This is a genomic window from Litoreibacter ponti, assembly GCF_003054285.1.
Lineage (GTDB): Bacteria > Pseudomonadota > Alphaproteobacteria > Rhodobacterales > Rhodobacteraceae > Litoreibacter > Litoreibacter ponti.
In genome coordinates this window covers 937,618-960,641 of sequence record NZ_QBKS01000001.1, presented here as the reverse complement: position 1 = coordinate 960,641, position 23,024 = coordinate 937,618, and the positions used below count along the sequence as shown (strand labels likewise).

The window sequence follows — 23,024 nt, the reverse complement described above, 5'->3', positions numbered from 1 at the left end:
GCTTATTTTAAAGGCGATGCAGCTTGCTTTCTAAAACTGGTATACTAGTATTTGAGAATCGGCAAACGAAATTTTCGCAAAGACTGCGTGGGCATAAGAACATGAAAATCACCTCCGTCAAAATCACGCCCGTCGCCGTGCCGGACGTGCCGCTGCTCAACACGAAGGGCGTGCATGGCCGCGTGTTCCTGCGTGCCGTGATCGAGGTGGAGACGGATACCGGCCTTGTTGGTCTGGGCGAGGCTTACGGCGCCAAGCGCACGCTCGCAGGACTTCAGGCGACCGCTCCGACGCTGACCGGGCTCGACCCGTACAACCTGCGCGACCTGCGCGCCCGGGTCGAGGCCGCGCTGCCGAATGGGGGCGGGGTGAACGCCCCCACGGCGCTCGCAGATCACCAAGTGATCGACGTGGTCTATTCGGCCTTCGAGATCGCCTGTCTTGATCTGCGCGGCAAAGAGGTCGGCCGTCCGCTGCATGACCTTCTGGGCGGCGCGGTGCGGCGCGAGATCCCCTTCGGCGGCTACCTGTTCTTCAAATATGCGACCCTGCCGGACGCCATCGGTCCGGACATCTTCGGCGAGGTCATCACCCCTGACGCCATGGTCGAACAGGCCCGTGCGCTGATCGACGAATACGGCTTCAAGTCGCTCAAGCTGAAGGGCGGCGTGCTGGAGCCAGACCTTGAGATCGAGACGATGCTGAAACTGCGCGAGGCCTTCCCCGATCATGGTTTGCGTATCGACCCGATGGGCGCCTGGACGGTGCCGACGGCCAAGCGGGTGGCGGACGCGCTGGACGGCGTGCTGGAATACCTCGAAGACCCGGTGCGCGGTATGGATGCGATGGCGGAGCTGTCCGCGCAGATCGACATGCCGCTGGCTACCAATCTGGTGGTCGTCGAGTTCGAACAGGTGATCGAGGCGGTCAAGAAGGACGCCGTACAGATCGTGCTGTCCGATCACCATTACTGGCGCGGGGCCACCGGCGCGATCCATCTGGGCGAGATGTGCCGCGCGGCCGGTCTGGGCGTCTCGCAGCACTCCAACTCGCATCTGGGCATCAGCCTGGCCGCCATGTGCCATGTCGCCGCCGCGACGCCGAACCTGACCTATGACAGCGACACGCACTACCCGTGGTACGCCCACGAGATCGTCAAGGGCGGCAGGCCCAACTTCGTCGATGGCAAGCTGCCGGTTCCCGAGGGCCCGGGCCTTGGCGTCGAGCTGGACCATGACGCGGTGGCGAAGCTGCACCAGATCTACCTCGACCAGCAGGTGATCGACCGCGATGACACGGATGAGATGCTGAAACATGTGCCCGACTACGTGCGCAAGGTGCCGCGATGGTAGCAATCGCAGGCTCCACCCCGGACCAGTTGCGGCATCAAAGCTGGCTGGTGCGCGGCACGCTCAACGGCGCGCTGGCCAAGGATATGGTGATCGGGCCCTTCATCGTGGCCTATGCCGTGCAGGTGCAGGGCCTGAGCAACGGCCAGATCAGCTGGTTTCTGGCACTAGTCCCGCTGCTGGTGCTGGCACGCTACCCGTTTCTCGCCCTGATCGCCCATGTCCCGCGGGTCACGGTGCTGCACTGGGCTCGCTACGTGCAAATCTCCTGCCTCGTGGCGCTGCTTGTGTTGCCGCCCGCATGGACGCCGCTGCCGGTCCTGATGGCCATCGGCGTGTGGTTCGTCTTCGGCAACGAGTTCCTGCAAAACGCGGTCTGGATGAACCTTGTGGCCGAGGTGTCCACCGGTCGCGACCGCGGCCGCTTTCTGGGCCGCTTGCGGATGTGGAAGCAGGCGACCGCCATGGCCTTCGCCGTGTTCGGCTTCGTGCTGGTCGGCGAAAGCCTCAGCCGCGAAGAGTTTCAAATCCTGCTATTGGTTTCCCTCGCGCTGCTTTTGAATTCGCGCTTCTGGTACGGCAAGCTGCCCGCCACGCCCCCGCCCGACAAAGAGCGCGGCGATCCGGCCCGCGCACCGATGTGGCATATCCTGACGACCAACCCGCTGATGCGCCGCCCGCTGGCGCTGAGCATCGTGGGTGCGGTGCTCAGCTGGCCTATCCTGATTGTCTATCTCGTGGGGGCGCTCAGCCTGCCGGCCAACCTGTTGATGCTGACCGTCGTGGCGCGGATGCTTGGCTCCATCGTGTCGGAGGTGTTCTGGGGCCTGCGCGCCGACGCGCTTGGGGTCCGGCAGGTGTTCTTGCAGTTCTACGCTTACGCCTTCGCGCTTTACCCGCTGCTGCTCTTTGTGCCGGACTACGCGCAGGTGGCGCCCGGCTCGATAGACTACATTCTGGGCACCGGCGTGCTGCTGGCGTTCTTCTTCGCGCGCGGCGTGCTGGACGCGGGCCACATGATGGCGGCGTCGATGTACCGCGCGCAGTTCCTCGACGCGCCGGGCGGGTTTCAGGCGATCAACATGCTGACCGCGATCCACATCGCGTTGATGTCGGCGGTGACGGGCCTCGGCGGTGTGATGCTGGTGCGCCTCGACGGGGCGGCGGTGTGGTCATGGGGGCCGGTCTGGCTCGATCCGTTCCGTCTGGTGACACTGGCCATACTGGCGCTGACGCTGGCGGCCGGGCTGTGGCTTGCCGCAGGCATCCGATCCGAATTGGCAGGACAAGCGGCGGCAGGGGATAGTGTTTCATGAGCGATTGGCCTACAGAGCGCGCAATGCAGGAGACCAAGTAGATGGCATATGTAGCTGATATCCAGGAGCGCCGCACCAGTGCGGACGTCGTGTTCGATTACCTCTACGAGCAGATCTCTTCGCTGGAGCTGATGCCCGGCACCAAGATTTCCGAGGCCGAGATCGCCTCCAAGTTCGGGGTCTCGCGCCAGCCAGTGCGTGATGCGTTCAGCCGCCTCGACAATCTCGACCTGCTGCTGATCCGGCCGCAGAAGGCCACCGTGGTCAAGAAGTTCTCGCTGACCTCGATTGCCACGGCCCGGTTCGCGCGCCTCGCCATCGAGCTGGAGGTGATGCACCGCGCGGTCGACGCGTGGGACGGCATGCTTCTGGCGGAGTTCGAGGCCAGCCTCGACGCGCAGGGGCAGGCTGTGGCCTCTCGTGATGTCGAAGGCTTCCACGCGCTTGACTACGACTTCCATCGCCTGCTGTGCCGCGCCGCCAAGTGCGAGTTCGCCTTCGAGCTGATTTCCGAGAACAAGGCGCAGGTCGACCGCCTGTGCGTGCTCAGCCTGACCGGGGCCGACAGCATGGGTGTGCTGGTCGAGGATCATAAAGCCATGCTCGCCCATCTGAAGGCGCGTGACACCGCGGCGCTCTGTGCGGCCACCCGACTGCATTTGTCCCGGCTCGATAGCACCGTCGAGACGATCTACAAGGACCACGCCTCCTACTTTTCGGACTGATAGGTCCCTGATCTGATTGAATTTTTGGGCGGGTCCCAAAAAGCGATAAATTGTGTTGATTTGCGTATTGCCATACTAGCATACTAGTTTGCAGAGACGTGACTCGCCACGGCCATCGGCCCGGCCTCGCGCGGCTCAACAAAAAACTGTTTCGATCTGGGAGGATCACCGACATGACCAAGTTTACCAAGACCGGCCTCTGGGCCGCAGGCCTGTGCGCCGCCATGGCCGCCACCAGCGCCCAAGCCGTAGAGCTGCGCGCCTGGAATATCCACGTGGAGGACTACCCGAACTCCATCGCGCTGGAGAGCTTCGCGGCGGAAGTGGCCGACAAGACCGGCGGCGAGGTCACGATCAAGCTGTTCCACAACGGCGTGCTGGGCAGCCAGCCCGACGCGATCGAACAGGTGCGCCTTGGCGCGCTCGATATCGGCCAGTTCAACCTCGGCCCGATGGGCACCTCGATCCCCGAGACCAACGTGGTCTCGCTGCCCTTCATCTTCCCGGGCATCCCAGAGATGTACGAGCTGATGGACGGCGACGTGGGCGACGCGATCTCCGCGGGCATGGAGAAGAAGGGCATCAAGGCTCTGGCATGGTATGACAGCGGCGCGCGCTCCTTCTACAACTCCGTGCGTCCGATCAACTCTCCGGCGGATGTCGAGGGCCTGAAGCTGCGTGTGATGAACAACCAGCTCTTCGTTGGCATGGTCGAGGCGCTCGACGGCAACGCGACGCCCATGGCCTTTGGCGAGGTCTACCAGTCGATCAAGACCGGCGTCGTGGACGGGGCCGAGAACAACCCGCCTTCCTACGAGAGCGTCAGCCACTACGAGGTCGCGCAGTACTACTCGCTGACCGAGCACCTGATCATCCCCGAATGCGTCTGCGTCAGCACCCGCGCGTGGGAGGCCCTGACGCCGGAGCAGCAGGAAATCATGCAGACCGCGGCGCGCAACTCCGCGCAAGAGCAGCGCGAGCTGTGGCAGGCGCGCGAGGCGTCCGCCATGAAAGCGGTCGAGGCCGGTGGCGTCACGATCAACAAGATCGCCGACAAAGGCCCGTTCCAGGAGCGCATGTCCGCGGTCTATGACGGCTTCCTCGAGGCAAACCCGGATCTCACCGAGCTGGTGAACCTGATCCGCGGCAACTAATCGGCAAGTACCGAAGCCGCCCGCGCCTGACCTTTCGGCGCGGGCGGCTTTTTCGATGGGGCAGGGACACATGATCGAGATTTTGGAAACGGCGCTGAACTGGGTGTCGAGGCTGTGCATCGCGGTGGCCTCCATTGCCCTCGTAGTGCTGGTGGTGACCTTCGGCTGGCTCGTCTTCGGCCGCTATGTGCTCAATGCCACTCCGACCTGGGTCGAGCAGCTGGCGCTGCTGCTGATCTGCTACATCGCTTTTCTGGGCGCCGCCGCAGGCGTGCGCGAGAACACCCATCTGGGCGTGACGCTGTTTCGCGACATGCTGCCGGAGAAAGCCCAAAAGGTCGTCATGATCGCCATCGACCTGATCCTCGCGGCCTTCGGCATCGTCATGCTGATCGCGGGGATGGAGCTGATGCAATTCGGCGCGGGCTCGCGCCTGCCGATGCTCGATATCCCCGAAAGCTACCGCACGCTGGCGATTACGTCCTGTGGGGGGCTGGTGGCGATCTTTGCCGGGTTGCGCGCAGTGCTGCGCGCGCTGACCTTCGGCGAGGACTGGCACCTTCACACCCATGCGGAGGGCTGATCCATGGGCCTGACGCTTCTTCTCGTCATCTTCGGCTTCGGCGTCGTCATCGGGATGCCGGTAGCCTTCGCCATGGGCATCGCCGCCGCCACCGCGTTTTGGTGGGAGGGCTTCCCGATGCTGATCACCTTCCAGCGGGCGACCGCGGGCGTGTCGGTGTTTTCGCTGCTGGCGATCCCGTTCTTCGTCTTCGCGGGCGAGATCATGCTCCATGGCGGCATCGCCGCGCGGCTGGTACGGCTGGCCTCGGCGCTGGTGGGCCACCTCAAGGGCGGCCTTGCGATGGTCAACGTTTTCTCCTCGATGCTGTTCGGCGGCATCTCCGGCTCGGCTGTGGCCGATATCTCTGCCCTCGGCTCGTTGCTGATCCCGGTCATGAAAGAGCGCGGCTACCGGCCCGACTACGCGGTCAACGTCACGGTGACCTCATCCATCGCGGGCATCGTCATCCCGCCGTCGCATAACATGATCATCTTCGCCGTGGCCGCCGGCGGGGGGATCTCGGTCTCAGGCCTGTTTCTGGCGGGCGTGATCCCCGGCATCCTGATGTGCATCTGCTTGGCCATCGCGGCCTACATCCTGTCGGTCAAGCACAACTACCCCAAGGAGGACTTCCCCGGCTGGGGCGAGGTCGGGCGCAGCGCCGCCGATGCGATCCCCGGCTTCTTCACCGCCGTCATCATCGTGGGCGGCACCCTGTCCGGCGTATTCACCGTGACCGAGAGCGGCGCATTCGGCGCGATCTACGCCGTCCTGCTGTGCACCTTCTACTACCGCTCGCTGAGCTGGGCGAAATTCATCCGGTCCGTCACCGGGGCGGTGCGCACGACGGCGATGGTGATGATCCTGATCGCGTTTGCCAGCTCCTTTGGCTACCTGCTGGCGCTCTACCAGGTACCCACCCGGCTGTCGGACGTGCTGGTGGCGATCTCGGACAACCCGATCATCATCTTGCTGATGATTAACCTGATCCTTTTGCTGCTGGGCATGATCATGGACATGGCGGCGCTGATCCTGATCTGCACGCCGATCTTCCTGCCGATCTGCAAGGGGCTGGGGATGGATCCGACCCAGTTCGGGATCATGCTGCTGATCAACCTTGGTCTGGGCCTGTGCACGCCCCCCGTGGGCACCTGCCTGTTCGTGGGCTGCGCTGTGGGCAAGATCCGCATCGAGGAGGCACTGAAGTCGATCTGGCCCTTCTACATCGCCATCCTAGGCGCGCTGATCCTGGTCACCTATGTGCCCGCCGTGTCGCTCTGGCTGCCGGGGCTGTTGAACTAACGAAAGCGCCGCCGGTAAACCCTGCTGCGTTTTTCAAGCCGTGGTGGAATAGTCCAATGTCCGTTCGGAGCCGATTCCTCCCGCAGTATTCATTATAAAGCATCCGAAGCGGCCATTTCTACGGGCAATATCGCGAGAAGCCCTTAAGACAATCCAATTGTAGGTGGCTTGGAGTTCTCAATGGCGTCGAAAATCAGGACTCAAAGCCCGAATATGATGATTGGATTCAAACCTGCGCGGACAGGATGATGGCTTCCCCGTTTCCAGAGGCGTCAACGCGTCGGCCAATCCACCCGGTCTTGGACAAGGCGCCTCGCAGCAGCGGCCTTGTGACACGCCCGGGAATGCCGAACCGGCGAAGGAACGTGCTTGCGGAGGCTGGCAACGAGTTTTCGGATTCGGTAAGGCTTTGTTCGATTTTCAGACCCGCTTTCTCTACAGCCAAACCCAAGGAGCGGACGCTGAACTGTTGCAGATGGACGGGCAGGTCCGCACTGTGCCAGTCAGATTCTAGGTGCTTAGCAAAGAAGCACCCGGCGTTCGGCACGGCAATCCAAACCCGCCCACCTTCTTTCAAGTGTTGTCGGCAAAGTCTGAGGAGAAGAATTGGCGCAGGATGATGCTCGAGAACGTGATTAAGTGTAATCAGATCGAACTTGCGATTGGCCTGACGATCATATGACTCAAAATCTCCATGAAAAACAGGAACTCCTAATTTCTCGCAGGTCTTTACACCATGTTCGGATGGTTCGATTCCGAAGACGGAACTGACGAATTCCCGAATTACGCACAAGAAGGAGCCTGAGCCGCACCCAACGTCAAGAACGTCCATGTCGTTTCGTAGATCAACGTGGCGAAAACGTTTCTCGCGCCGCGCCTGTTCGATAGCCTGATGCAATTCGCCGGTGCCATGCCCCTGTTCGTAGGCATGGTATTGCGACGAGTAACATTTCATGAGTGTGGCGTCTTCCGGTTGCGGATTGATGAACCGGTGTTCGCAGTTCTCGCAGCGCCAGACCTCGAACACTCCTTCATCTTGCCATTCCGAGCGAGCGGGATTTCCCCTGTATTCTTGGGCAACTTCCTTGCCAGCGCAAACGGGACAAGTATTTATAGATGATGTCATGTAGCGGCTCTCTCTTAATACTGGAGGATACTTGTTCGGATCTCTCTGTACTACTGTTCGGTGGTACACCAAGATTTGGGCGTGGAATATGGAGCGCTTCTAGCGGTGTTGAGGCACGGAATTCCTACAAGCAACGCAAATTACTTCGGCAACTATGAGCGGTTTCTGCTAATTCACGCCGCATAATACTGTGTCGGCCTTGTCCGCTCAGCCGCCATTTGTCCAGCGGCCAATCGAATTAACCGCTCCCCATCAAAGCGACCGGATGCAAAAAGCGCCGCGGTCTCCCGCGGCGCTTTTTGCGTCTCATGGGGCAGGCAGCGTCAGCCGCCGTACCACGTCCGTGGCAGCCACGTGGCGATGCCGGGGATCAGGAACACCAGGGTCAGACCGAAGATCTGTATGACCATGAACTGCATCATGCCCAGGTAGATATCCTTGAGATCCCATTCGGGCACCACGCCCTTCAGGAAGTAGGCCGAGAGTGCCACGGGCGGACTGAGCCATGCCGTTTGCAGACAGACCGCCACCAGGATGGCGAACCACAGCATATCGACCTCCAGCTCCAGCAGCACGGGCGCCAGGATCGGCAGGATGATCAGCACGATCGGCACCCATTCCAGCGGCCAGCCGAGGATGAAGACCAGCGCGAGGATCAAGATCACCACCATCGAGGCCGAGACGTCGAGGTTCAGCAGCAGCTCGGTGATCATGGTGGGCGTGCCCAGCCGCGAGAACACCGCGCCAAAGAAGTTCGACGCAGCCACGAGGAACAGGATCAGCACCGAGATCTCCAAGGTCTTGATCAGCGCGTCATAGAAGCCCTGGATCGAGAACTTGCGGTAGCCAATCGCCAGCAGGATCGAGCCGAACGCCCCCATGCCCGCGCCTTCCGTGGGCGTGGCAAGGCCGAACAGGATCGAGCCAAGCGCGAAGGCGATCAGGATGGTCGGCGGCACGAAGCCCAGCATCAGCTCCTTGAAGATCTTGCCGCCATCGGGCTCGATCATGTCTTCGGGCAGGGGCGGGCCCAGGCTCGGGTTGATCCAGCAGCGGCCGACCGAGTAGAGCAGGTAAAGCCCGGCCATCATCACGCCCGGCAGGATCGCCGCGGCGAACAGGTCGGTCACCGGGATTTCCAGAACCGGCCCCATGACCACCAGCATGATCGAGGGCGGGATCAGGATGCCCAGCGTGCCGCCCGCGGTGATCGTGCCCGCAGCCAGTCTCACGTCATAGCCCGACCGGTTCATGGTCTTGGCGGCCATGATGCCCAGAATGGTGACCGAGGCCCCAACGATGCCGGTTGCGGCCCCGAAGACGACCGAGACGAACAGCACGGCGATGTAGAGCGAGCCTTTCATGCGCGCCAGCATCATCTGGATGGCCGCGAATAATCGCTCCATCAAACCGGCCTTCTCCATCATGAAACCCATGAAGACGAATAACGGGACAGCCGCGAGGGTCTGCTCCATCATCGAGTTGTAGAACTGCAGCGTCATCAGGAAGATGGTGAGCTTCACGCCGAAGCCCCACGCGCCGAAGACGACGCCCAGGAAGATCAGGGTGAAGCTGATCGGGAACCCGATGAAGATCGCAAAAAGCATGGCCCCAATCATCAAGAGGCCGATAATTTCGTTAGAGAATTCCATCACACCGGCCACTTTCCACGGGTCGCGGCGTACCACGATTTCAAGATTTCCGAGATGCCCTGGATCACCAGAAACAAGACCCCGGCGGTCAGCGCCATCTTCACGGGCCACACGATGGGCGCCCAGGTGCTGTCGCCCGCGCGCTCGCCTTGCAGGAAGGACTTGGCGGAGAAGTCGTAGCCTGCCTTCAGGAAGAACAGCATCGCCGGCATGAACAGCACGATGTAGAGGATCAGGTCGATCTGCCCCTGCCGCTTCTCTGTGAAGTTGCGGTACAGGAAGTCCGCCCGGATATGCAGCCCGCGCATCAGCGCATAGGCCGCGCCCAGCATGAAGGACATGCCATACAGGATGCGGCTGACATCGTAGGCCCACAGGGTCGGGGCGGTAAAGAAGGAGCGGGCGACCACCTCGTAGAACATGCCGAAGATGATCGGCACCACCAACAGGCACGCGATACGGCCCTGCCAGTTGGAGAAATGGTCGATGGCGTAGATGGCCTTGCGGGCCAGCGGGTGCATGTCGTCGGGCAGCTCCTTGCCCACGGCACCACCGGCATCGGCGAGAAGCTCGTCACCGACATCCTCGTATTCCGAGAAGTCGATCTTGTCTTGATCTTCGTTGATCATTGGAAAATCCCTCTTGGCGAGAAAATGCCCTGGGGCGTTGATCGCCGGAGGGTCTTTTATGGTCCTGCCCGCGCGAATTGGCGGCGCGGGCAGGGGTGGTTGTCAGGCCCGAGGGCTTACTGGTTTGCCAGCTCGGTCGCGTAGGCCCGGCCAAGGTTGGCGTTGGAGGTCTGTGCGCCAGCCCAGAACGGGATCGCGGTGCGGGCAAAGTCCTTCTGGGACTGCCACACTTCTGCGAAGAACGCGTTCTCGGCGGCGTTGGTCTCCAGCGCCTTGTTGGCGGCGGCCATGTACTCGGTGAAGTAGTCAGCCGGGGTGTCGTGCAGGATCACGCCATCCTCGTTGATCAGCTTGTCGAGCGCTTTGCCGTTCTCGTGGATACGGTAGCCCATGGAGTTCATCAGCGACGCGTTGGCGGCCACCTGGATGGCCTTCTGCTGGGTCGCGGTCAGACCGTTATAGACGTCGCCGTTGATGTAGAGGTCGGCGTTCACGACAACCTGGTGCAGGCCTTGCAGGTAGTAGTGCTTGAGCACTTTCTGGAAGCCGAAGACCGAGTCAGGCTTCGGGCAGCACCACTCGGCTGCGTCGATGGTGCCCTTCTCCAGCGCGGGCAGGATGTCCCCGCCGCCCATGGCGACCGAGGCCACACCGATATCCTTGTAGGTCTGGCCGGGGATGCCCGGAGGCGTGCGGAAGCGGTACTTGCGGAAGTCTGCCATGGTCTCGATCGGCTCTTTGAACCAACCCAGGGCCTCGGGGCCGACGGGCTGCAGCATGAAGCCTTTGACGTTCACGCCCATCTCGTCCCAAAGCTGGTCATACAGCTCCTTGCCGCCTGCGTGCAGGAACCAGGACATGAAGGCGATGTTGTCCATGCCGACACCGGCACCCGCGACGGGCGAGCCGAAGAGCATGGCGGCAGGGTGCTTGCCCGACCAGTAGTGGGTCCACGCGAAGCCGCCTTCGATCAGGCCTGCGTCAACGGCGTCGAGCGTTTCCTGCACGCCCACGACCGCGCCTGCGGGCAGGATCTCGATCATGACCTCGTTGTCGGTCAGTGCTGCCACGTCATCGGCAAAGGCCTGCAGCATGACGATCTCGTCCGCGGAAGACGGGATCACCGACTGCACGCGGATTTTGGTCTCGGCAATTGCGGCCGAGGCCAGCATGGACAGGCCAAGCGCGCCTGCCGTGATGGTTTTCAAGTTCAACATAAGGTCCTCCCTTAAGGTCCGTTTGCCTTCGGTTTGTTTTAGAGGCCTGCGAGGGAAGGCGTCCCCGCAAGCCCTGTCTTCAACGGAGCGCAAGGGGGCCGTGCTGGCCCCGATGCGGTTGAATGTGGTGGAGTAAGGTCATTGTCTCCCTCAATGCCCCTTGCTCAGATCGTAACCCTCGAACCAACCCATCATGGGGCCGATCCCGGTCGTGGCGTCGAACACGCCGCGGTAGAACATCTCGCCTGCGACGTAGATAAGAACCGCCAGTCCCAACCAGCTTATCCAAGGATAGGCAGTTAGCAACTTCATTATGAGCGTGGCCGCGAAGGCCATCAGCACGATCGCGAGAGCGAGGCCGAAGACCAGCATGTTGGTGTTGCCGTCGGCGATGGCGGCCACAGCGAGCACATTATCGAGCGACATGGACACATCGGCGATGGTGATCGACAGCAGCGCAGAGCCCATCGTACGGGTCGGCTTGCCAGTATAGCCCGCATGCGGATCGCCCGCGACCTCCAGCGCAAATTCGGCCTGCTCGTCGATGCCCTGGCGGATCTCCTCGTACAGGCGCCAGCACACCCAGATCAGCAAAAGCGAGCCCACGAACAGGATGCCGGGGATGCCCAGCAGCTTGGTCGCGACCACCGCGAAGACGATCCGCAGCAGTGCCGCGATCACCATGCCGTACAAAATGGCCTTCTTGCGCAGCTCCGGCGCGAGGCCCGCGGCCGCCATGCCGATGATCAGCGCGTTGTCGCCCGACAGGATCAGGTCGGCGATGATGATTTTGCCGAAGTCCAGCGCGGTATCAATCATGCCGCGTCCTCTAGGATCATATCGCTGACTTTCTCGCCGATCATGATCGCCGGCGCGTTGGTGTTTCCGCTTACGATGAGCGGCATGATCGAGCAATCCGCTACCCGCAGACCGTCGATGCCGCGCACCCGCAGGCGCTCGTCCACGACGGCCATGTCGTCGGGGCCCATCTTGCAGGTGCCGGTGGGGTGGTAGATCGTGACGGCGGTGTTGCGCGCCCAATCGAGCGTGCCGTCATAGTCGTCAAAGGCCACGTCGCGGCCCGGGGCGAATTCCTCGAGAATGTGCTCTTTCAGCGGCGAGAACTCCGCGATCCGCCGCGCCACCTGGATGCCTTTGACGATGGTGCGCTGGTCGGTCTCGGTCGCCAAATAGTTCGGATGGATCGCCGGGTGGTCCTGCCACTTGGATGATTTCAGCTCCAGATGCCCCGCGCTTTCAGGGCGCAACTGCAGCACGCTTGCGGTAAATGCGCTGAACTTGTGCGGCCCTTCGGCCGGGTGGGAGGCCGAGAAGGGCTGGATGTGGAACTGGATGTCCGGCACCTCCATATGCGGCTCGGTCTTCAGGAAGCCAGTGCCAAGGCTTGCGGCCATCGCCATCGGCCCGGAGCGCTTCAGCGCATATTCCAGCGCGATCAGGCCCTGCTTGAAGAAATTCGACACTTCGACATTGATCGTCGAAAGGTCGGTCTTGAACACGGGCCGGGCCTGCAGGTGGTCCTGCAGGTTGCGTCCGACGCCTTTCAGCTCATGCACCATGTCGATGCCATGGGGCTTGATCCCGTCCGCATCGCCAATGCCAGACAACATTAGGATTTGCGGCGAACCTATTGCACCTGCTGACAAAATCACTTCCCGGCGCGCCTTGATCTCGGTATGCGCACCCTTCACATCCGCCTCAATGCCCACGGCGCGCTTGCCGTCCATAATCACGCGCTTGGTCTGGGCGTGGGTGAGAATTTCAAGGTTTGCGCGCCCCCGTGCGGGCTTCAGATACGCCACCGCCGACGAGCAGCGCCGCCCGCGATCCATCGTCAGCTGGAAGTAGCCAACGCCCTCCTGGTTGCCATCGTTGTAGTCGGGGTTCTTCTTGTAGCCCGCGGCAACGGCCGCATCGATCCATTTATCGACGACATCGCGCTTCAGGCGGGTGGGCGAGACCTGCAAGGGCCCGCCGGTGCCGCGTTCTTCGCCGACCTCGTCGCCTTGCCAGTTTTCGGCGCGTTTGAAGTAGGGCAGCACAGTGTCCCAGTCCCAGCCGGGATTGCCCATCTGCGCCCACTGATCATAGTCCTGCGCCTGGCCGCGCACATAGAGCAGCCCGTTGATCGAGGACGATCCGCCCAGCACGCGGCCCCGCGGCCACGGGATCGAGCGCCCGTTTAGCCCCGGATCGCTGGCAGCCTGATAGCGCCAGTCGGTGCCGGGGTTGCCCATGGTCTTGAAGTAGCCGACGGGGATGTGAATCCACGGATTGGTGTCGCGACCACCCGCCTCCAACAGGCAAACGGTATGCTTCCCGTTCGCCGAAAGGCGGTTCGCGATGGCGCAACCGGCGGAGCCTGCACCAACAATCACGTAATCGAATTCCAACCAATCCCCCGATTTATCAAAAAATGAGACTTTTCGTCTCGTTTTTGTTACGCTGACAGTACAGCGATTCGCGGATGGCACAAGAAATATTCTTTCTGCCTGCCAGTCGGGCAGTTGTGAGACGGGCGCAAAACGGGCGCAAAACAGGGGAGGAAGCAATGCCGGACAGCTTGAACCAACCGGAGTCAGACGAGGCGCAATCATCGGGGCGCATCCCCACGAACATGCGCACGCTCCTGCTGCTCGAAGCGTTGGGGCGCAGCTCCAAGGCGATGACACCGACGGAGCTGAACGCCTCCATCGGGCTACCCAAGCAGACCGTGCACCGGCTCTGCGCCACGTTGGAGGCCGAGGGCTTCCTGATCCGCGACGTGGACGGCAAGGGGTTTCGCGCCGCGCGCCGGGCGCGCATGCTGGGGGCGGGCTTGCTGCATGCAAGCTGGGCCAACATCGCGCGCCATCAGGTGATTGACCGTCTTGCGCAAGAGACGGGGGAGACGGTGAACTTCGTCGTGCCCGAGGATGACGGCATGCGCTATCTCGACCGCGTGGATACGTCGTGGTCCTTCCGCATCCAGCTGCCGGTCGGCACCGCCGTGCCGTTCCACGCCACCGCCTCCGGCAAGGTCTTCATGGCCTCGCTGCCGCCCAAGGCGCGCACGGCCTTTGTGGCGGCGCTGAACCTCAAGCCAATGACCAAGGCCACCCATACGTACCCAGAGACACTTCTGGCCGAGCTCAAGCAAATCGCAAAACAGGGCTATGCCGAGGATAACGAGGAGTTTCACGACGACATGGTTGCGATCGCGGTGGCCGTGCGGGACGCGCGGGATCGATATGTCGGCTCGCTCGCGGTGCACGGACCGATCCAGCGCATGTCCATCGAGCAGGCCCGCGCGATGCGACCCCTTCTGCAAAGGGCCGCCGAGCGGCTGCGTGAGGCGGTCTTTATCTGACATAAACCGGCCCAGAGTTGCCGTTGCGGCACCCAAGCCGGAACAGATGTCCAATTTCGACATCAGGTAATCGCCCTAAGGCAAAGAAAAACCACAAGATGTGGGGACTTACTGAATATCTCGTGATTTATCACTTGGATGATTCGAACATTTCCGCCTATAAAGAGGGATAACAATTCGGCCCGCAAAGCGGCCGAGCACGAGGCGGAGCAGTAATTATGGAAGCGATTGAGTTCGTTGTTCGCGATCGCGCGGGCAACATTCGGCGGGGTATGCTATCGGCATCCGACACCGCCGATACAATCTTTGTAAACGGTGGCGATGACATTTCGCTCAACGTGCGCAGGTTTCAGGTTCAGGGATACGAGCGGTCTGGCGATGCCATGATCGTCACCTTGGCCGATGGTCGGAAAATCCGGCTGGAAGGCTACTTTGCCGCGGACGCTGATTTCTACATCAGCTCTGACGGCATTCTCACGAAAGTGGATTTCGCAGGGGCGCAGGAAGGCCTCGTGGACCCGCAATATGCGGAGGCCCAGATCTTCGGCAAATGGAGCCCCGACGACGCGCTCTTCTACGTGGGCGGGCCCGAGGTCGACACCGTCATCGCCGCCGCAGGCGAAGATGAAACCGTCGGCATGCTGGCCGCCCCGATCCTTGCCGGGCTTGGCGGCGCGGGCACCGGGCTGGGTGCTGCGGCTGCGGTCGTTGGTGGCGCGGCTGTCATCGGTGGCGTAGGCGGTGGCGGTGGGGGCGGTGGCGCTGCCCCGGACACGACCCCGCCCGACGTCGCTCTGAGCAGCGGTGTTGTCTCCGTCGATCACGTCTTTGACGCCGATGATCACGCCGACGGCGTTGAAATCGGCGGCACGGGCGAGCCCGGCGTTGATGTGATCGTCGAGATCGACGGTGAGACGCAGGAAACAACCATCGCCGAGGACGGCACATGGTCGGTCACGTTCGATCCGACGCAAGTGCCCGAAGGCGAGTATGATGTCGACGTCACGGTCACGGCAACGGATGCGGCGGGCAACACGGCCTCTGTCACCGATGTGGTGCGCGTCGACACGGTGACCAACGTGAATATCCTGACCATCGACGGGGCCGCAACGGGCTCCGGCGACGTGATCAACGCGGTCGAGCACGCCGATGGCGTCACGCTTACCGGCACCGGCGAGGTGGGCGCGAATGTCGTCGTCACCCTGACCGAAGGCGGGGCCACCGCCAACGCCGTGGTCGATGCCGATGGCAACTGGTCGGTGAACTTCACCGCCGGGCAGGTGGCGACGGGCGAATACAGCTCCGGCGTAACCGTGACCAGCACCGACGCCTACGGCAACAGTGCAACGGCGACGGCCACGATGGTCGTGGACACGGTCACCGATGTGGCGATCACCGGCAACAATTCCGGCACGGATGGCGTCTATAACGGGGTCGAGGTCGGCTCCGCCATGGTGCTGAACGGCACCGCGCAGGCGGGGGCTTCGGTGGTCGTGACGATCACCGGGCCGAATGGACAAGCCCTTGGCACGCAGACGGTTACCGCATCTTCTTCAGGTGATTGGACGGCGGAGTTTCCTGCCGGAACGCTGCCGGGCGGCGAGTATGATGCCGACGTCACCGCGGTGGCGACGGATGCTGCGGGCAACACGGCCACCACGTCCTCAACCCTGCCGGTCGACACCATCGCCAATGTGGCGATCACCGGCAACAACGCGGGCTCCGACGGGGTGTATAACGCAAGCGAGGCTGCCAATGCGGCGGTTCTGAACGGCACCGCGCAGCCCGGCTCCAGCGTCGTGGTGACGCTGACTGGTCCCAACGGACAGACGCTCGGCACACAGGCTGTCACCGCGTCCGCCACGGGCGAATGGATGGCGACCTACCCGGCAAACAGCTTCCCGCAGGGCGAGTATGACGTCGCGGTCAGCGCGTTGGCGACCGATGGCAACGGCAATTCCGAGACGTCGAGCGCCACGATCCCGGTCGACACCCTGATCGACGTGGCAATCACCGGCAACAACACCGGCCCCGACAACGTGATGAACCTGGTGGAAAGTGCCAATGGCACGGTCCTGACCGGCACGTCCCAACCCGGGGCAAGCGTCGATCTGACGCTGACCAGCAACACGGGCGCGGTGCTCGGCCAGCAGACGCTTGTCGCGGGCAGCACCGGGCAGTGGACCGCCAGCTTCCCCTCGGGCACACTGCCCGGCGGCGAATACGGCGTGACCGCCACGGCGGTGGCAACCGATGCGGCGGGCAACACCGCCACGACAACCTCGAATTTCGGGGTCGATACGGTTGCCAATGTCACCGTCGATACCGGCGCGATCGAGCAGGACAATGTGATCAACATCGCAGAGGCCCAAGACGGTGTGCAAATCACCGGCACCGCCGATGCCAATTCGGTGGTCGAGGTCATGCTGGGCAGCGCCACGCAGACGGTCGTGAGCAACGGGGCAGGGCAGTGGACTGCCAACTTCCCCGCCGGCGCGATCCCCGCGGGCACCGAGACGACCCTGCCGGTGCAGGCAAGCTTCACGGATGCGGCCGGCAACGTCGCGCAGGCCAGCGGCACGGTCGATGTCGACACCATCGTGCGCAACCTTTCCGTGGGCGCCGTTGCGGGCGACGGCGTGGTCGACGCGGGCGAGGCCGCCAGCGGCTTCACCCTGACCGGCACCACCGAGCCCGGCGCGCAGTCGGTTATGGTGGGCTTCCACACCCTGCCGCCGCGCGCGGCCACGATCCAGGCCAATGGCAGCTGGTCGATCACCTTCGGGCCGCACGAGGTTCCGGCGGGCGAATATACCAGCCAGGTCAGCGTCACGACCGTGGACCGCAACGGCAACACCGACAGCGTGAGCGCGCCTGTGCAGGTCGACACCGAAGCGCCGGATGCGCCGCTGGTGATTTCCTACACCGAATACACGCGCGGCGACCCGGGCGTCTCGGGCGTGGGCACCGAGCTCAGCGATGATATCGTGGGGATCAGTCAGGTCGCGGCCAATGGCGCGGTGGGCAATGTCTCCTACACAACCAACGAGCTTGCCGCGATCCCCGGCGTGCGCGATGGCGAGCTGCAGTTCACCTTCAACGAGCGCATCCCCGATGGCTCGAATCTGGTGATCAACGCCGCCGATGGGGTCGGCAACGAGGCGGCGACGCTGGTGGTACTGGACGACAACGCCGCCGGTGCGGTGCAGGTCACGACGACGGGGCTTTCGGGCTTCGAGATCGCGGCGATCGACCTCAGCATCGTGGCCGAAAGCGAGCTGACGCTCACCGCCAACGATCTGGTCAACCTGTCCGACGACACCAACGCCCTGATCATCCATGGCGACAGCAACGACGTGCTGAACGTGGCAGGCGCGCAAAGCACCGGCCAGACCGAGCAGATCGGCGGCAAGACCTACGACGTCTACACCTTGGGTAACGATGGCAGTCTGATCATCGAACAGGATGTGACAGTGAATTATTAAAAAGCGGGCGGGGGCGCGCGCGTATTGCGCGCCCTTTTCCAACCTCTCGAGTATAGAAGAAGGGGCTCCGCATGGGACAACAGGTAGGACAGGCACGCGCCAAGGCGCTGCGCATGGTGCTGGCAGGCACCGCACTCATTGCAGTGGCAGGCTGCATGGGGAATGAGGCCACACGGGACGGCTTCGCGCCCGAAAAGCCCGCCACCACCGAAAACATGAGGACCACGGGGCGCTTTGCGGAACGGGTACAAAGCGGCGGCGAGACGACGCCGATCTTCGGCTTCCTCAAACGCGGTGCGTCCGAGACGCCGACGCGCAACGCAAACTCCCTTCAAGTGGGCGAGAACCTCGGCGCACCGGTGGTTCCGGCCCAGCCCGCGCTGGCCGGTGGGACAGGCAGCAAGGACGGCTCCCAGCTGATCGAGACGTTGCTGAAACGCCAGTCCGTGCTCGACCACAGCACGCCCTATGGCAAGGTCGCAGGCGCGGTGCTGGCCGCGAACTCGCGCGCGGCGGAGGCAGAGCTGCGCGCCGCCAAACTGCGCAACGAAGCCGCGTCGAAGAACTGGCTGCCTACCATAGGCCCCGCGATCACCCTGTCGAGCCTTGGCGAAATGGTGGCCTCCATGGTCATCGACCAGGTGCTGTTCGACAATGGCCGCAAGAAGGGCGAGCGCGCCTTTGCCAAGGCCGATGTCGAAGTCGCCGCCGTCGCGCTGGCCGAGGACACCAACGACCGGGTCTTCACCGCGCTGGAGCTTTACTTGACCGCCGAGCGCGCCCGCGCGCAGGCCGCCGCCGGGTCGAAAGCCGCCGCGCGCATGGGGGAATTCACCTACATCATGGAGCGCCGGGTGCGGGGCGGGGTCTCTGGCCCGGCCGATTTGCAGGTGCTGCGCCAGAAGCTGGCCCAGACCGAAAACACGCGAAGCTCTGATATGGAAACGGCCCGCACCGCGATTGCGGAGCTCAACGCCATGTCGCTCAGACCCTTGGGCGATGTGCGTGGGCTGGCATCGGTCTCTCTGCCCAAAGGCACGACCGCGCTGCCGATCCTGAAGGCCGAGGCCGAGATGGAGCGTGACATCGCGCAGGCCAAGCTCTCGCGCGCGGGTTTCCTGCCGGGCGTCAACGCGCGGGCCACGGTCACCGATAGCGGCACCGATGCGGGCCTGACCGTCGGCGCGCCCAACGGCTTCGGGTTCGGCACCAAGGCGAGCCTCAAGGCGATCGAGGCCGCCAAGGACGCCGCATCGCGCCGGGTGGATCAGGCGTCAGAGGATCAGGCGCGCACGCAGCGCCGACTGGAGCAGACGCTCGTCTCGCTCAAGCGCCAGCAGGCGCAGGGCGAGGGGCTGGTGGCCTCTGCCAACGCGAACCTGCAGCTCTTTGATCGCCAGTATCAGGCCGGGCAACGCCCGGTGATGGACGTCGTGCGGGTCTTCGAGACCAAGGTGCGCACCGACCGCGAGCAGATCGCCCTGCGCTACGAAATCGCGCTGGTGGAGCTGCAACTGGCACATAACCTCGGGCTACTGGTGGACGGCGAAGATATATGACAACACCCGTCATAGCCTTTGACATGGCGCGGGCCAAAGCCGCTCGGGACGCCCAGCAAGACGGCGCGAATACCGCCAAGCTGCACCCTGTCGAAACGCCGAAGGATGTGGCCAACGACCCCGGCCTGCGCCTGCCCATGCCGGCCGCGCCGGAAAAGGCCGGGCGGTTCTCCAAGAAGCTGCGCGCACGCGCCGAACTGGTTTCGGTCTATGCCGGGCTCTTGGGGGTCGACATGCAGCCTTCGGATGTGGTCGACGCCGCCGTCGAACTGCCGCTGGACGCTGCTGGCGTTACGCCGGAGCTTATCGCGAAGGCGATGAAATCGCTGGGCCTTGTGTCCGGCGTGCGCAAGACGCCGCTGCGCGCGGACCTTTGGCCCGCCTTGGTCGAGATGAAGACCGGCCAGCTGGTGCTGGTGCTGGAACAGCACGACCAGACCCTGACGTTGTTTGACCAAACCGTGGGCGACCGCCGCGCTGAGGTGCCGCTGGCCGAATTCGCCGCCGTGTTCTCTGGCAAGGTGCTGAAGGCCGAAAGCTCGATCGCGCAAGTCGAACAAAAGCACAAGCTCGACGCCAAGCCCAAGCATTGGTTCTGGGGCGAGTTCACCAAGTACAAGAAACATCTCGTCGAGATTTGCGCGGGCTCCTTTGTGGCCAACCTTCTGGCCGTTGCTGTCGCGCTGTTCTCGCTGCAGGTGTACGACCGGGTGATCCCGCACCAATCCCACGCCACGCTCTGGGTGCTGGCCATCGGCGCCATGGGCGCGCTGACGCTCGAAGCGTTCCTGAAGATCGCCCGCGCGCGGATGATGGACGGGGCAGGGCGCAAGTTGGAAGTCGAGGTGCAGCGCACCTTGATGCAGCGCCTATTGGGCATGAAGGCGGGCACACCCGGCGCGACGCCCTCCGGCACGTTTTCGGCCATGCGCGAATTTTCATCCGTGCGCGAGTTCTTCACGGCCTCCACCGTCGGCTCGCTGACGGATGTGCCGTTCATCTTTCTGTTCCTGGCTTTGGTGTTCTCCATCGCGGGCAACGTGGTCTGGATCCTGATCGCAGGCGGCGTGCTGATGGTGCTGCCGGGCTTCTTCTTGCAAAAGCGCATGATGCGCCTGACTGAAGAGACCCAGGGCGCGTCGATCAAGGCCAACCGCCTGCTGCACGAGGCGATCTACGAAGCCGACACGGTCAAGACCCACCGCGGCGAGGACCGCTTCGCCCGAACCTGGGACGAGCTGACGGCCGTCTCCGCGCTGAAATCCTCCGAGCAGCGCCGCCTAGCCTCGGCGCTCACCTTCTGGTCCCAGGGCATGCAGCAGGCCACTTATGTGGCCGCCGTCGTCATGGGCACCTTCCTGGTCTTCGCGGGCGAGTTCACCGTGGGCTCGATCATCGCTGTTGGTATCCTGACTTCGCGCACGCTGGCGCCGCTGACCCAGCTCGCAGGCACAATGGCCCGTTGGTCGAATGTGAAAACCGCGCTGACCGCGCTGGACGAGGTGGTCGACGCGCCGCAAGACTACGACCCCGCCCGCAGCTACCTGCGCCGCGAGAAGATCACTGGCCGCTACGAGCTGCGCGACTTGATCCACCGCTACGACGAAGACGCGGCCCCGGTGCTGGATCTGGGCGGCATGGCGATCCCGGCGGGCCAGCATGTGGCCGTGCTGGGCGCGAATGGCTCTGGCAAGTCGACCCTGCTGAAGCTTCTGACCGGGCTCTATTCCCCGGGCCAGGGCCGCGTGCTGATCGACGGAATTGATATGGAGCAGGTGCACCCGAAGGACCTGCGCCGCGGGATCGGCTATCTGAGCCAGGAAGTGCGCCTGTTCGCGGGCTCGCTCCGCGATAACCTGAACCTGTCGGGTCTTGAGCGCGACGACGCCCGCCTGATGGATGCGCTGGATTTCGCGGGCTTGGGCCGCTTCGTGCGCGAACATGCCAAGGGTCTGGACCTGCCGATCCATGATGGTGGGGCCGGGCTGTCCATCGGCCAGCGTCAAAGCATCGGCTGGGCGCGGCTGTGGCTGCAGGACCCGCGCGTTGTATTGCTCGACGAGCCGACCGCCGCGCTCGACAGCGCATTGGAAACCGCTCTAGTGGCCAAGCTGGCCGACTGGCTCAAGGGCCGCACGTCGGTGATCGCAACGCACCGGATGCCGATCCTGACCCTAACCGAGCGGGTGCTGGTGCTGCGCGCGGGCAAGCTGTCCGTCGATGGCCCTCGCGCGGATGTGCTGGCTCATCTGCAAAAGGCGCAAGGCGCGCCCAAGGGCCTGTCCATTTCCACCGGCAAGGAGAGCTGAGATGGCCACGATCGACGCCGCCTTTGACGATGAGTTGCGCGGCCCCTCTTGGGTGATCCGTCTGGTCGGCCTCACGGTGCTGGCCTTCATCGTCTGGGCATCCTTTGCCTGGGTCGACGAGATCGTGCGCGCCGACGGTGCGTTCGTGTCCTCCTCGCGGCCCCAGATCGTGCAAAACCTCGAAGGCGGCATCCTGTCCGAGCTGGCCGTGGCCGAAGGCGACACGGTGCAGCCCGGCGATATCCTGGCGCGCCTGTCGGGGACAAATTTCCAGACCTCTGTGGATGATCTGCAGGATCAGATCGACGCGCTGGAGATTCGCCGGATGCGCCTGGAGGCAGAACTGGCCGGGCAATTCGACTTCATCGTGCCGGCGACGCTGCAAAACCGCCAGCCCGAGATTGTCGCGTCAGAGCGCGCCCTGCTGAACGCCCGCCAGTCCGATTATGCGGGCCGCACCGATGGCGCCCGCGCGATCCTGAAAGAGACCAGCCGCGAGAAGCAGTTGATGGAAGACCTGCTGGCGGAAAACATCGTCTCGCTGCTGGAGACCACGAAAGCGCGCAAGGCGTTCTCGGACGCGCAGGCGAAGTATAACGAGATCGTCTCCCGCGCGGAGCTGGAGCGCGCGTCGGACTATTCCGACACGCTCAAGGAGCTTGCGACGCTTAAACAGAACCTCAAGCTCAGCCGCGATCAGTTGCAGCGCACGACCATCCGCTCGCCCATGCAGGGCATCGTCAACAAGGTTGCGATCTCGACCATCGGCGGCGTCGTGCGCCCGGGCGAGGAGATGTTCCAGATCATCCCGCTGGGCGAGGAGCTGTTTGTCGAAGCCAAGGTGAAGCCCAAGGACATCGCCAATCTGCGGCCCGGTCAGGACGCGACGGTGAAGCTGTCGGCGTATGACTACACGATCTACGGCACGCTGTCGGGCAAGGTGCAGGTGATCTCGGCGGATACGTTCAAGGACGAGCGGGCCCGCGACGGCGACCCGCATTACAAGGTGACCCTGTCGGTGGACATGGCGAATCTGTCGGAGCGTCAGAAATCCGTCGAAATCCGCCCGGGCATGTTGGCCCAGGTCGAGCTGCACACGGGCGAGAAGACGATCCTGCAGTATCTGACGAAGCCGCTCTACAAGTCGCGCGAGGCGTTCCGGGAACCGTAGGAATGCTCTGCGGGGTATATTTTTGCCAAGATGAAGGCAGGAGTTGCGGCAGGTAACCCATGGGTTACCTTATGCTAGCCCGTTGAGTCTGCGTG

17 protein-coding genes are annotated in these 23,024 nt (G+C 63.3%); 11 read left to right on the top strand and 6 right to left on the bottom strand.

Going from position 1 to position 23,024, the window contains the following annotated elements; all coding sequences use genetic code 11:
- The first annotated feature begins 101 nt into the window (after window positions 1-101).
- The 6 genes from C8N43_RS04810 to C8N43_RS04785 all read left to right on the top strand — a co-directional run bounded on the left by C8N43_RS04810 (window position 102) and on the right by C8N43_RS04785 (window position 6,411).
- Window positions 102-1,352 (top strand): enolase C-terminal domain-like protein, encoded by a 1,251-nt coding sequence (locus tag C8N43_RS04810; RefSeq protein ID WP_107844519.1) that lies wholly within the window; start codon window positions 102-104, stop codon window positions 1,350-1,352.
- A complete protein-coding gene (locus tag C8N43_RS04805; RefSeq protein WP_107844518.1) occupies window positions 1,346-2,665 on the top strand; it encodes a hypothetical protein in 1,320 nt (439 codons plus the stop codon). The genes C8N43_RS04810 and C8N43_RS04805 overlap by 7 nt, the downstream gene beginning before the upstream one ends.
- A gap of 41 nt (window positions 2,666-2,706) precedes the next feature.
- A complete protein-coding gene (locus tag C8N43_RS04800; protein WP_107844517.1) occupies window positions 2,707-3,390 on the top strand; it encodes a GntR family transcriptional regulator in 684 nt (227 codons plus the stop codon).
- Between the two features lie 173 nt (window positions 3,391-3,563).
- Complete coding sequence (locus tag C8N43_RS04795; RefSeq protein ID WP_107844516.1) at window positions 3,564-4,544, top strand: TRAP transporter substrate-binding protein; 981 nt, start codon at window positions 3,564-3,566, stop codon at window positions 4,542-4,544.
- Window positions 4,545-4,614: 70 nt separating this feature from the next.
- Window positions 4,615-5,127: a TRAP transporter small permease gene (locus C8N43_RS04790; protein WP_245912903.1), complete on the top strand. Its 513-nt coding sequence runs from the start codon at window positions 4,615-4,617 to the stop codon at window positions 5,125-5,127.
- Between the two features lie 3 nt (window positions 5,128-5,130).
- Window positions 5,131-6,411, top strand: a complete 1,281-nt coding sequence (locus tag C8N43_RS04785; RefSeq protein ID WP_107844515.1) for a TRAP transporter large permease — start codon at window positions 5,131-5,133, stop codon at window positions 6,409-6,411.
- Window positions 6,412-6,637: 226 nt separating this feature from the next.
- Here the strand turns inward: C8N43_RS04785 and C8N43_RS04780 are convergent, their stop codons facing one another.
- The 6 genes from C8N43_RS04780 to C8N43_RS04755 all read right to left on the bottom strand — a co-directional run bounded on the left by C8N43_RS04780 (window position 6,638) and on the right by C8N43_RS04755 (window position 13,449).
- Window positions 6,638-7,438, bottom strand: a complete 801-nt coding sequence (locus tag C8N43_RS04780; protein WP_158269911.1) for a class I SAM-dependent methyltransferase — start codon at window positions 7,436-7,438, stop codon at window positions 6,638-6,640.
- 422 nt (window positions 7,439-7,860) lie between these two features.
- A complete protein-coding gene (locus tag C8N43_RS04775) occupies window positions 7,861-9,225 on the bottom strand; it encodes a TRAP transporter large permease (RefSeq protein ID WP_245912902.1) in 1,365 nt (454 codons plus the stop codon).
- Window positions 9,189-9,818, bottom strand: coding sequence for a TRAP transporter small permease subunit (locus C8N43_RS04770; RefSeq protein WP_107844512.1), 630 nt, complete (start codon window positions 9,816-9,818; stop codon window positions 9,189-9,191). The genes C8N43_RS04775 and C8N43_RS04770 overlap by 37 nt, the downstream gene beginning before the upstream one ends.
- A gap of 116 nt (window positions 9,819-9,934) precedes the next feature.
- A complete protein-coding gene (locus C8N43_RS04765) occupies window positions 9,935-11,035 on the bottom strand; it encodes a TRAP transporter substrate-binding protein (RefSeq protein ID WP_107844511.1) in 1,101 nt (366 codons plus the stop codon).
- Window positions 11,036-11,185: 150 nt separating this feature from the next.
- The gene (locus tag C8N43_RS04760; protein WP_107844510.1) at window positions 11,186-11,854 is read right to left on the bottom strand and encodes a TerC family protein; all 669 of its coding nucleotides are present in this window, start codon (window positions 11,852-11,854) and stop codon (window positions 11,186-11,188) included.
- Window positions 11,851-13,449, bottom strand: a complete 1,599-nt coding sequence (locus tag C8N43_RS04755) for a GMC family oxidoreductase (RefSeq protein WP_107844509.1) — start codon at window positions 13,447-13,449, stop codon at window positions 11,851-11,853. The genes C8N43_RS04760 and C8N43_RS04755 overlap by 4 nt, the downstream gene beginning before the upstream one ends.
- Before the next feature lie 158 nt (window positions 13,450-13,607).
- Between C8N43_RS04755 and C8N43_RS04750 the strand changes: the two genes are divergently transcribed.
- The 5 genes from C8N43_RS04750 (at window position 13,608) to C8N43_RS04730 (ending at window position 22,929) form a co-directional block, all read left to right on the top strand.
- Window positions 13,608-14,405: an IclR family transcriptional regulator gene (locus C8N43_RS04750; RefSeq protein ID WP_107844508.1), complete on the top strand. Its 798-nt coding sequence runs from the start codon at window positions 13,608-13,610 to the stop codon at window positions 14,403-14,405.
- Window positions 14,406-14,623: 218 nt separating this feature from the next.
- On the top strand, window positions 14,624-17,890 hold the full coding sequence (locus C8N43_RS04745) for an Ig-like domain-containing protein (RefSeq protein ID WP_107844507.1): 3,267 nt from the start codon (window positions 14,624-14,626) through the stop codon (window positions 17,888-17,890).
- Between the two features lie 71 nt (window positions 17,891-17,961).
- Window positions 17,962-19,449: a TolC family protein gene (locus tag C8N43_RS04740; RefSeq protein ID WP_107844506.1), complete on the top strand. Its 1,488-nt coding sequence runs from the start codon at window positions 17,962-17,964 to the stop codon at window positions 19,447-19,449.
- Between the two features lie 137 nt (window positions 19,450-19,586).
- Window positions 19,587-21,758 carry an ATP-binding cassette domain-containing protein gene (locus C8N43_RS04735; protein WP_107846238.1) on the top strand — a complete coding sequence of 724 codons (2,172 nt, stop codon included), beginning with the start codon at window positions 19,587-19,589 and terminating at the stop codon, window positions 21,756-21,758.
- A gap of 1 nt (window position 21,759) precedes the next feature.
- Window positions 21,760-22,929: an HlyD family type I secretion periplasmic adaptor subunit gene (locus C8N43_RS04730; protein ID WP_107844505.1), complete on the top strand. Its 1,170-nt coding sequence runs from the start codon at window positions 21,760-21,762 to the stop codon at window positions 22,927-22,929.
- Window positions 22,930-23,024: the final 95 nt, after the last annotated feature.

Coding starts and splice junctions, on each gene's coding strand:
- C8N43_RS04810 (WP_107844519.1), top strand. CDS start 102: ATGAAAATCACCTCCGTCAAAATCACGCCCGTCGCCGTGCCGGACGTG.
- C8N43_RS04805 (WP_107844518.1), top strand. CDS start 1,346: ATGGTAGCAATCGCAGGCTCCACCCCGGACCAGTTGCGGCATCAAAGC.
- C8N43_RS04800 (WP_107844517.1), top strand. CDS start 2,707: ATGGCATATGTAGCTGATATCCAGGAGCGCCGCACCAGTGCGGACGTC.
- C8N43_RS04795 (WP_107844516.1), top strand. CDS start 3,564: ATGACCAAGTTTACCAAGACCGGCCTCTGGGCCGCAGGCCTGTGCGCC.
- C8N43_RS04790 (WP_245912903.1), top strand. CDS start 4,615: ATGATCGAGATTTTGGAAACGGCGCTGAACTGGGTGTCGAGGCTGTGC.
- C8N43_RS04785 (WP_107844515.1), top strand. CDS start 5,131: ATGGGCCTGACGCTTCTTCTCGTCATCTTCGGCTTCGGCGTCGTCATC.
- C8N43_RS04770 (WP_107844512.1), bottom strand. CDS start 9,818: ATGATCAACGAAGATCAAGACAAGATCGACTTCTCGGAATACGAGGAT.
- C8N43_RS04765 (WP_107844511.1), bottom strand. CDS start 11,035: ATGTTGAACTTGAAAACCATCACGGCAGGCGCGCTTGGCCTGTCCATG.
- C8N43_RS04760 (WP_107844510.1), bottom strand. CDS start 11,854: ATGATTGATACCGCGCTGGACTTCGGCAAAATCATCATCGCCGACCTG.
- C8N43_RS04750 (WP_107844508.1), top strand. CDS start 13,608: ATGCCGGACAGCTTGAACCAACCGGAGTCAGACGAGGCGCAATCATCG.
- C8N43_RS04745 (WP_107844507.1), top strand. CDS start 14,624: ATGGAAGCGATTGAGTTCGTTGTTCGCGATCGCGCGGGCAACATTCGG.
- C8N43_RS04740 (WP_107844506.1), top strand. CDS start 17,962: ATGGGACAACAGGTAGGACAGGCACGCGCCAAGGCGCTGCGCATGGTG.
- C8N43_RS04735 (WP_107846238.1), top strand. CDS start 19,587: ATGCCGGCCGCGCCGGAAAAGGCCGGGCGGTTCTCCAAGAAGCTGCGC.
- C8N43_RS04730 (WP_107844505.1), top strand. CDS start 21,760: ATGGCCACGATCGACGCCGCCTTTGACGATGAGTTGCGCGGCCCCTCT.